The organism is Shewanella sp. SG41-4 (assembly GCF_014164505.1).
Lineage (GTDB): Bacteria > Pseudomonadota > Gammaproteobacteria > Enterobacterales > Shewanellaceae > Shewanella.
Genome location: NZ_JACJFI010000603.1, coordinates 1 through 1,326, shown reverse-complemented (window position 1 = coordinate 1,326; position 1,326 = coordinate 1). Strand labels below are relative to the sequence as shown.

Sequence of the window (1,326 nt, the reverse complement as noted above, 5' to 3'; positions counted from 1 at the left end):
TAACACGCTGTTAGCTAATAGATTAAAAAATCAAAAATCAGCTTGGCAGATAGAGCTATTTAGGAGCTTTCCTGAACAAGTATGGTTTAAAAAAGACTTGGACAACTATCCCGACGGCAGTGTTTTTAGTGTCCGATGGATGGACAACCCGATTATATCTTCCGATGGAGATATAAAGTGGAATGCTGAACATTTACCTGTAGATATTGCTAAAAACTTACTTACTCATAAAGAATTTCATATAGCTACAAAATTGAAGACTTAATCTATGAACCCAATAATACTCAATACAATTTTAATAGGTGTTACTTTGTCCGTGTTTTTTGGAAGCACGGTGTTTTTTATGAAAAGTCGTAGCCGTTATATCAATGAATTAAAAATTAAAACGAATTTACTCGATGAGGTTTATCAGTCAGGAAAAGTACCTCTTGAAAGCTACAATCCTGATACTCAATCACTGGCTCATGATGTTTGTGCTATAAAACAGCAAAATAAGCGTTCTTATGTATCCTGTAATGACGGAAGGATTGAACTATTACGTCATCCGTCACAAATAATAAACGATTTTTCAATTGCGTCATTCAGTTCAATCCCCGCTGTACTAACAACAATAGGTATTCTTGGTACTTTTGTTGGTATTACAATGGGCCTGAGTGGTTTGAATGGATTTGGTTCTGATTCATCAACATTGATTGATCAAGCATCAACTTTAATTGGAGGCTTAGGTACAGCTTTCTACACATCAATAGCCGGTATGGGAACGAGCTTCCTATTTATGCTATTCATTTCACGTTCTGTAGACATCACAAAAAAAGCAAAATCAGATTTTGTATCAGAAATTCAGGCTATTAGTGTTGTGGTTACTAGCAATGATTTGCTGCACCAACTCGTTATAGGACAGCGCCAATCAAATCAACAAAATGACAGTTTAAATCAACTGATTGATGTTCTAAATACATTAGCAAACAAGCCTAATGCAATGACATCTCTAGAGTTTGAAGAGCACACGAGTAATCATCTCAATGTCCTCTGTACAAAATTGGAAGCGATAGAAACATCAATTTTAAAACAACTTGCTGATTTAAATTTAGATGAGCAGCTACTAGCAAGTACAATCAATGATCACTTTAAGGCCGCATTAAATGATGCTCTAACAGCACCAACATCATTGCTTAATGAGATTCATCATGAGCATAAACAGCTTAATAAAGCGGCATACTCATTAATCGGATTAGTCGAAAATATAACAACAAACAATACCGCTCAACTCACAATTTCAGATATTGAACAGGTATTAAGTCAAAGAGTCTCTGCACCAATCCATGA

Annotated in this window: 2 protein-coding genes; both read left to right on the top strand. The window is 35.3% G+C overall.

Going from position 1 to position 1,326, the window contains the following annotated elements:
- A partial coding sequence (locus tag H5202_RS22580; protein WP_220493986.1) for a hypothetical protein occupies positions 1 to 265 on the top strand: 265 nt, incomplete at its 5' end.
- A gap of 78 nt (positions 266 to 343) precedes the next feature.
- The coding region (locus H5202_RS22575) for a MotA/TolQ/ExbB proton channel family protein (protein WP_182773991.1) at positions 344 to 1,326 on the top strand (983 nt) is incomplete at its 3' end.